General features: G+C 39.5%; 10 protein-coding genes. All 10 read right to left on the bottom strand.

Translation table 11 applies throughout. The features are described from left to right. Positions 1-879: urea transporter (locus ABIQ28_RS15235; protein WP_348038834.1), on the bottom strand; the 879-nt coding region annotated here is incomplete at its 3' end. Between the two features lie 36 nt (positions 880-915). After that, positions 916-1,614 carry a hypothetical protein gene (locus ABIQ28_RS15230; RefSeq protein ID WP_348038832.1) on the bottom strand — a complete coding sequence of 233 codons (699 nt, stop codon included), beginning with the start codon at positions 1,612-1,614 and terminating at the stop codon, positions 916-918. A gap of 7 nt (positions 1,615-1,621) precedes the next feature. Further along, on the bottom strand, positions 1,622-2,419 hold the full coding sequence (locus tag ABIQ28_RS15225) for an urease accessory protein UreD (protein WP_348038830.1): 798 nt from the start codon (positions 2,417-2,419) through the stop codon (positions 1,622-1,624). Between the two features lie 4 nt (positions 2,420-2,423). Continuing rightward, positions 2,424-3,062, bottom strand: a complete 639-nt coding sequence (gene ureG, locus ABIQ28_RS15220; RefSeq protein WP_348038828.1) for an urease accessory protein UreG — start codon at positions 3,060-3,062, stop codon at positions 2,424-2,426. Positions 3,063-3,077: 15 nt separating this feature from the next. Next, positions 3,078-3,767 carry an urease accessory protein UreF gene (locus tag ABIQ28_RS15215; RefSeq protein ID WP_348038836.1) on the bottom strand — a complete coding sequence of 230 codons (690 nt, stop codon included), beginning with the start codon at positions 3,765-3,767 and terminating at the stop codon, positions 3,078-3,080. 1 nt (position 3,768) lies between these two features. Then, positions 3,769-4,272, bottom strand: coding sequence for an urease accessory protein UreE (ureE, locus tag ABIQ28_RS15210; RefSeq protein ID WP_348038826.1), 504 nt, complete (start codon positions 4,270-4,272; stop codon positions 3,769-3,771). A gap of 353 nt (positions 4,273-4,625) precedes the next feature. Then, complete coding sequence (ureC, locus tag ABIQ28_RS15205; RefSeq protein ID WP_348038824.1) at positions 4,626-6,347, bottom strand: urease subunit alpha; 1,722 nt, start codon at positions 6,345-6,347, stop codon at positions 4,626-4,628. Beyond that, positions 6,344-6,715: an urease subunit beta gene (gene ureB, locus ABIQ28_RS15200; RefSeq protein WP_348038822.1), complete on the bottom strand. Its 372-nt coding sequence runs from the start codon at positions 6,713-6,715 to the stop codon at positions 6,344-6,346. The genes ureC and ureB overlap by 4 nt, the downstream gene beginning before the upstream one ends. Positions 6,716-6,732: 17 nt before the next feature. Beyond that, positions 6,733-7,035 (bottom strand): urease subunit gamma, encoded by a 303-nt coding sequence (ureA, locus tag ABIQ28_RS15195; RefSeq protein WP_348038820.1) that lies wholly within the window; start codon positions 7,033-7,035, stop codon positions 6,733-6,735. Between the two features lie 338 nt (positions 7,036-7,373). Continuing rightward, positions 7,374-7,739 carry a hypothetical protein gene (locus ABIQ28_RS15190; RefSeq protein WP_348038818.1) on the bottom strand — a complete coding sequence of 122 codons (366 nt, stop codon included), beginning with the start codon at positions 7,737-7,739 and terminating at the stop codon, positions 7,374-7,376. Between the last annotated feature and the right edge of the window lie 629 nt (positions 7,740-8,368).

The following is an 8,368-nucleotide window of genomic DNA, read 5'->3' as shown; positions in this document are numbered from 1 at the left end:
CCTTCTTCTTTTCTCTTCATAATTACTCACAAGCTTTTTTAGCGGAACAATAATCCACATAGATAACACGAATGGAAAGGTCAAAGTAATCCAGCCATGATTCATCATGAAAATATCAAAGTAGGTCGCAATGACAACAGATAAAAGCACGTAAAGTCCATCCCGAGGTTTGATGCCACTACAAGCAATACCACATAAAACGGCATTAAAACTAAACATCCCATCATCGATTAATTTCACGTTATTCTGATGGAAATGCGCTATGGTACCTGCAATTAAAGCGGCAACAAACCCATATAAAGCTGCAGTAGGATTGTTGACAAATACACCTAAAAAAAACAGTGTGCCAGCGACCATTGTGCCTTTAAAAATGACTTCACTATACGCATGCGCTGGGACGACAAGATCCTGCAGTTCAAACATTTCCTCTACTACTTCTATTGTATTATGACCAGCGAGGCTGAGATGATCTATGGCCAAAACAGCAATTACGGTCACTACGACAAAAGGAAATGTGAAAAATGGAAGCTTTCTTCGAATCGAAAACTCCATCAATAAGGTGGATAGTATGGAGCCTAAAATAATACAAATCCAAATAAGCAGGCTAGACTCGAAGACAGATATGAGTCCAACGCCAATTAGCGTTGCATTAAATCCATACAATCCGGCTTTTATATTAGTGTCGTCAAATTTCAAGATTTTAGCCGTCGCCGTTCCGATAATTGTACTCACTAAAGCCACAACTCCCATAAGGACAGAGTCATGTGCTATTGCTATTAGGAACAGTAAGCCCGTCCAGGCACTATCCTGAAGCATAATCTGCCCGATACCCTTAAGTATTGTTTGCACTATTATTTTGATGGTTTCTATTATTTTCATTTTCTTTTAAATTCTAGGGCTATGAATTGTATTGAATTACCAGCCTAAAAAGACCATGCCCACACCACACACTAACACCACAGCCCCACTGATAGCTGGCGTATAGCGTTCGAGTTTTTCTGTTTTGAAAAACGAATAGCCATAAACTCCCAAAAGCACCATGCCGAGCATGGTTAATACCGTACTGACCGTAAAGACACTAATCAAGGTTAAGATTTCACTTATGGAGCGATTAAGTCCTGAATAAAATAGCAATGGAATAAGCGGTTCGCTTGGTCCCATTACGAATATGGCAAAAAGCACTAGTGGTGTTACTTTGACACGATCTTTGGGCATGACCACTTCGCCATGTTTATGGGTGTAAACAAATACATCATCGCCCATCACATCAAAGTGTTTGTGTGCTTTGTTTTTGTAGGCGGCCCAAAGTCCGTAGATAAGGTAAATGGCGCCAAAGAGCAATAATGCCCAACTTGCGATATTGCCACGGAAGTCTTGAAAAAACGTAATCTTATTTAATTGCCATCCTGCGAACACACCAATAAGTCCTAAAACTACCGAGCTTAAAATATGACCTAAACCGCAAACAATTGTGAGCATGATCGTTTTGGGCATGCTCCATTTGCGCGAACGCGAAAGCACTATAAAGGGCAAATAATGATCAGGTCCAGAAGCCGTGTGAAAAAAACTAATGCTGATAGCCGTGATCGATAATGCTATTAAATTTGAATCCATAGGTTAATTAAATTTTTATTTCTACCTTTTCTTCCCAAAGTACACGTTGCACTTTTTTGAAGAAATCATACATCTGCTCGCCGCCGTTTCCTAAAACCCGGATCACAAATCCTTTTGCCTGAAGCTCACTGATCCCAAAGGAAACACCTTCTAATTCTTCCAATTCTTTATAAAAGTGTTCGATATGATCCAAAACATCTTCGTTTCTGGTATTGAGATAAATAAGCGTGCCTTGATGCGAATACCCTTCCAACAATCCCAAAGATTCCAACGGCATAATTTCTGGTTTGAGCAGGACATTATCCTTTAAAATTAAATGGTCATGATGATAAACCTCAACAAGATTCTGAAAATGAGCATATTTAAAAGCTTCGCCAGAATGCTTGCGCCCACAAGTAATTATTTCACTGATAGTCAGATCGCAATCATCGTCGATATATATTTTGTTATGACTTTTAAACGTCGAATCTTCATGCGGTACTACAGGATGCGGCACATACGAAAAAGAAGTGCCTTTGTGCATTTTGACTGTCATAATCTGCGAAGCGTCATGATCCATATTATACAAACGTTGGTAGGATTGCGACTGCAACTGTAAACGTGCCTTCTTTTTGATATTCACCTGAATATCGTATTTATCCCCACTTAAAATCCCTGGCGACGAACTCATAATCATTAAGTACGACGCGCCATCAGTTTCATACTGACCAACAGGAATAATCCGGAATGGTTGCGTTACATAGGCATCTCTTAAAAAAGACTGTCCATCCCGCTCTTCTACTTCTATTCTTAAGTTGCTTACCATGAAATTAACGGATTAAGTTAGGCTCTTCAACATCTTCCAATAATGCATATTTTTTGATCCATCCAATAACCTCATCAATCCCTTCAGTTCCTCTAAGATTTGAAAATACAAATGGTGCGCCTTTTCTCATTCTTCTGGCGTCCGTTTCCATAACTTCCAAACTTGCACCAACATAGGGCGCTAAGTCAATTTTATTAATCAGCAATAAATCAGATCGTGTGATACCAGGACCACCTTTACGTGGAATCTTCTCACCTTCGGCCACGTCAATTACGAAAATCGTAACATCGGCAAGGTCTGGAGAGAAGGTTGCAGAAAGGTTATCGCCACCACTTTCGATCAGAATAAGTTCAATATCCGGAAAGCGAGATACTAATTCGTCCACCGCTTCCAAATTCATACTGGCGTCTTCACGGATTGCAGTGTGAGGACAGCCACCAGTTTCAACACCGATGATTTTTTCTTTTGGCAACAAACTGTTTTTCACCATATATTCTGCATCTTCTTTGGTATAGATGTCGTTGGTGATCACACCCATATTGTAATCGTTCAACATTTTTCGGCTCAAACGTTCCAATAAGGCAGTTTTACCTGAACCTACGGGGCCTGCGACCCCAATTTTGATATATTTTCTTGTTTCCATTATTCTATTTGTTTTTTAAGACATGTATAATCTTGAGTAAAGGCGCTCATGCTGCATGCAGCGAATATCAAAGGCGATATTGCACAACCCCACAAGGTCTCTATCAATGGTTAATGTTTCCTTTGCCAATTGACTGATTAGCGGCTGGAGTTCAAAAAGAACGTCTTGCCCGTCCAATTGTCCTAAAGGCACCAACTTTACCGAGTTGGTAATCATCCCGATGGCGGCGTTGTAATAGAAGGCAAATAAGGCTTCGGCCAACGGAATTTGAAGCAGTTGTGCATACATCCCAAAAGCGATACAATAGTGCGCCGTTACTTCTTTGCTGTAGATTGCTTTTTCATATTGAGTAACGATATCAAAAGCTTTTTGGCGTCGGAAGATTTTAATTAATCGAATGCCCAACTTCTGACTAGCCTCTCTTATTTCACGCGGACTTTTTAAAGCACTGCATTCCTGATCAAGTTTAATAATGGTTTCCAAATCGTTAGCAGCGGTTGCTTCATAGGCCAGTTTTAAGAAGGACGCATCATTGTATTTAAGGTTGTACTTTAACATGTTGGTGACAAATACCTTAGTGGACTTCACACTGTGCACGACCTCATCTTGAACGTAAGTCTCTAATCCGTTGGAATGGGAATAACCGCCAATTGGCAAGGTCGGATCGGCCAGATGCAGCAAACTTCCCAAGTATGTGTTTTCTATATTAGTCATTTGAAGATGCGATATTTAAGATTTTTGTAAAAAGTGACCCACCGCCATGTCCATGAGGAGTCACGTTTGATTTCAGCAAATGCAAAAGCTGTACTTCCTTTTTTTCTGGGGAATACCCACTGGCTTCCAACCAGCGAAACATCGGCATTTCAAAAGGCATCATGATCTGATCATTCTGAATAAATAACGGCAGATGTTTGTTTCCGATTTCATAGCAGATGGTTCCCATTTCTAAAAGAGAAGCCGGCGTCATTACGATAGCTTCACAAGGTTTGATGTGAACGACCACCACTTTTTTATCATCCTGATAGAGAATGTCATCTTGATGCAGGCGTTGTCCTTCCTGAATAAACTTTATGGCAATTTCCATCCCTGAATTAGTGCGTTTGCGCTGAATGCGCTTCGTAGTTTCAAACCATTCAATTTCGAGAACATCAACATCAAGGCCTACAATCGGATGTGTTTTTATATTTCCTATGATCTGTTGTATAATCATTGTTTTTTCTTTTTAAAGCGATGTTTTTCGAAGCACCAATACCTGAAGCAGATCTGTCAATAACCACAATACGGCATCGTCATTTAAAAAACAGCTCCGCCCATTGTGTCAATCACACATCTGCTCTCACTATTGGTTTTGTTCTTTTTGGTTGAAGAATCCTAACGCATTAGGACGCTGTCCTGCACTTGTAGCTCTGAAAAAACTGCGCACACAATTACAAGATTTAAATTAAAGTCAAATTGATTTTGTTCTCATCCATAAAACTCTTAAGGAGAAGGTTAGGTCGACCTTCCCCCGATTTCACTACGCCAAATGGTACTGCCGCAGTGAAACTGAAGAATCTCTAGGTCTTAAAACAAAAAGTAAAGTTGTGCTAACGGAAGTACGTCTACCGGTTCGCAGGTGAGCACCTTACCATCAATACTTACTTTATAATTCTCAGGATTTACCATGATTTCTGGTGTCCCATTATTGTGAATCATGTCTTTCTTACCAATATTTCTACAGTTTGAAACTGGAAGAAGTGTTTTCTGCAATCCGTATTCCTCGGCAATATTTTTGTCAATAGAAACCTGAGATACGAAATTGAACACCGATTTTGTCAAGGCTCTACCATAAGTGGCGTACATATTACGCATGATGATAGGTTGTGGCGTAGGAATAGAGGCGTTGGCATCTCCCATTTTGCTGGCGGATATCAAACCACCTTTCATGATGATTTCTGGTTTCACACCAAACAAAGCTGGTTTCCAAATAACCAAATCGGCAATTTTTCCAGCTTCTATTGAGCCAACATAATTTGAAATCCCGTGAGCAATGGCAGGATTGATGGTATATTTAGAAATATAGCGTTTGGCGCGGAAATTGTCGTTTTTGGAATCTTTATCTTCTTCCAAAAACCCTTTTTGCTTCTTCATCTTATCTGCAGTTTGCCAGGTACGAATCACTACTTCGCCAATACGGCCCATGGCCTGAGAGTCAGAACTCATGATGCTGAACACGCCCATATCTTGAAGCACATCTTCGGCAGCAATTGTTTCAGGACGAATACGCGAATCGGCAAAAGAAACATCCTCAGGAATTTCTGGACTCAAGTGATGGCAAACCATCAACATGTCTAAATGCTCATCAATAGTATTACTTGTAAAAGGTCTGGTTGGGTTTGTCGATGCTGGCAATACATTAGGATACATCGCTGCTTTGATGATATCTGGTGCGTGACCACCACCCGCGCCTTCAGTATGGAAGGTATGGATAACACGTCCTGCAATAGCATTCATGGTGTCTTCCAAAAATCCGCTCTCATTAAGGGTATCGGTATGGATAGCCACCTGAACATCATATTTGTCCGCTACTCTTAAAGCCGCATCAATAACCGCCGGAGTGGCACCCCAATCTTCGTGGATTTTTACACCTAAGGCTCCTGCTTCAATTTGCTGAGCAATGGGAGCTTCAATTGAAACGTTTCCTTTTCCAAAGAACCCCACATTTACAGGAAAAGCTTCTGCTGCCTGCAACATTCTTTTAATATTGAATTTACCTGGCGTCACAGTGGTCGCATTTGTACCGTCAGCAGGACCTGTTCCACCACCAATCAAGGTGGTCAAACCACTGTATAAAGCAGTTTCCATTTGCGATGGACTGATAAAATGGATGTGGGTATCAATACCACCGGCAGTCACAATATACCCATGACCGCCATGTACTTCGGTTGCCGCACCAATGATCATATTGGGTGTGATATTATCTGTGATATCAGGATTTCCCGCTCTACCAACGCCGACGATTTTTCCATCCTTGATGCCGATATCCGCTTTCACAATGCCCCAGTGGTCAATAATCGTTGCACCACAGATAACAAAGTCAAGCACGCCTTCATCACGCAATGCTTTTGAAGATTGACACTGGCCATCTCTTACTGTTTTTCCGCCTCCAAATTTTGCTTCGTCACCGTAAGAGCAGAAGTCTTTTTCAATTTCAATAATAAGGTCGGTATCTCCAAGACGTATTTGGTCTCCTACAGTAGGACCAAAAATGCTCGTATAGTTTTTTCTACTTACTTTTAAACTCATGATTTGACATTTTTAAATTTACCTTCTTCTAATCTTTCCATTGCAGTCTCTTTATTTTGTGGCGATAGATCGCCATCAACTAAATTGTTGTGACCAAAAAGACGTTGGCCTCCACCAAACTCTGTTAGCTCCACTTCTTTCACTTCTCCTGGTTCAAATCTTACCGCCGTGCTCGCAATAATATTTAAGCGCATACCAAATGCTTTTTCTCTGTCAAAAGACATCATTCTGTTTACTTCAAAAAAATGATAATGAGATCCTACCTGAATAGGTCTATCACCCGTATTGGTGACTTTTATTTTTATCGTTTTTCGGCCTTCATTACAAATGATGGCCTTGTCTTTAAGGATAATTTCTCCTGGAATCATAATGCTATGTTTTAAGATTATCGCACTGGATTGTGCACCGTTACTAATTTAGTTCCATCAGGAAATGTGGCTTCGATTTGGACATCGTGAATCATTTCTGGAACGCCCTCCATCACATCTTCTCTGCGAAGAAGTGTCGCGCCGTATTGCATCAATTCGGCAACCGTTTTACCATCGCGGGCACGTTCCATCAACTCACTGCTAATAAGCGCAATGGCTTCAGGATAGTTCAATTTTAAGCCGCGGGCTTTTCTCTTTTGAGCCAGTTCACCTGCTTGGTGCAGCATCAACTTCTCAATCTCTCTGGGTGTTAAATGCATAATATTGGATTTTATTTGATTATTAAATGGGTTGAAAATTGCGATAGTAGTATTGTCAAGTCATATTTCCGAAAAGTCAATAGCCACAGAATCCTAGGGATAAAACCCTTAAAATGAAAACTTTGAAAATAAGATAAACGATTCGTTAATATTCAGAAACCAGGAGTCTGTATTCAGAGCTACTTTGCTAAAAAACGTTTAGAAAAAACTTGAATACAATAACTAAGGTGTCATTCTGAATTTAGTACGGTGGCAATCTTAAAGTGATGTTATGATTAAAAAACATCTTAATTAAAATCACGTCAAGCTAAACCAGCACTAAGTGCTGTTACAAAAATTTAGAAATTAATTTGTAAACTATGAAAGAGAATAGTTCGCGACACACTATATATCGGCGGCATATTCCCCTTTAGTAATCCGTCAATTTTCAATTTACAGCGTTCTACAAGATCATTAGAAATTGAGCGCTTGCAAAAAGCAACCGTGGGCGATGGGGATAATTTTATAAAGGAGATATCAGATTGATTATCTTCATTAGTGTTTTCTGATAAAATACAATTAGGGTGGTAAGTGGCTTCAGAAGGATTTTCTATAAGCGCAGCAGTTTCATCATAGTTAATGACCTCACTTTTTACTTGAACTTCGATGCTATTTTTCATCTCAGCTGCATTGCAAACGTTGCCGCCAACAAAGATACCGAGCATGTAGATCGTCATTAATAAAAAAATACTTTTTCGTGCCATTGCAAAGCGTAGGATAAAGCTTATTTGTGATAGTAAAATTACTTTAAACGCATATTATTTGAGTAGCACAAATCTTGACTTTCCTTTCCGATTTTGGAATTAAGTCGTTTTTTAGATATTCTATATTTCTATCCAGAAATCATTTCGTGAATTTTAGTGGCGTCAGGGATTGTAAAGCAATGCTAAATAATATTTAAGAAACTCCTTTTCAAAGTCTATAAGTATCCTTTCGCTCTTGAAAAAGATAAAACCTACGATAGATTGAGATTTTCAGTACTAAAAAATCTATGACCAATGCTTCATCCATTGGTTTACCACAAGCGTCTCGAAAAAACGCTTTATCTTTAGGCGCTTAAAAACTTCCGAATTAATTGCGAGGAGCGCGTTGTTTAAAGAAATAGAATTTGAACACCTCGTTTTTCAGTAAGCTAAAAGCCATTTAATAAGCTGTATAAAAAGCATCTATGTACCAAATAAAACTATCCAGTCATTTCATGAACATCTCAAAAATCATCTTCATTTTTTTAGGCCTTTTATGGGCTGATAGCATTCAAAGTCAAGAGATCAACCTCAATTGGAAACCCCGAAAA

The organism is Gelidibacter sp. (assembly GCF_039916245.1).
Classification (GTDB): Bacteria; Bacteroidota; Bacteroidia; order Flavobacteriales; family Flavobacteriaceae; genus Gelidibacter.
This window is presented reverse-complemented; position numbering and strand designations above follow the sequence as displayed.